Annotated in this window: 1 protein-coding gene; it reads right to left on the reverse strand. The window is 40.2% G+C overall.

Features of this window, described 5'->3' with window-relative positions; genetic code table 11:
* A partial coding sequence (locus tag BA053_RS06510; RefSeq protein WP_156518250.1) for a response regulator occupies positions 1-244 on the reverse strand: 244 nt, incomplete at both ends.

A 244-nucleotide genomic window follows, 5' to 3' on the forward strand; every position in this document is an offset into this window, starting at 1 on the left:
TAATCCATAATACTGTTTCCTGCGACTCCACCAATCTCAGCGTTAGTTTCTCCTCTTAAACGCAATTCATCTATAATCATTTTTAAGCGCGTGAGAGACTTGATCCTTGCAGATAAAGCAGTTTCGTTTATTGGTTTAGTCAGAAAATCATCCGCGCCAGCATTAATACCTTGCACTCTATCATGAGTGTCATGCAGCGCAGTTACCATAATTATTGGAATATGGGTTGTCAAGGGATCACTCT

It is taken from the genome of Wolbachia endosymbiont of Nomada ferruginata, from assembly GCF_001675785.1.
Lineage (GTDB): Bacteria > Pseudomonadota > Alphaproteobacteria > Rickettsiales > Anaplasmataceae > Wolbachia > Wolbachia pipientis.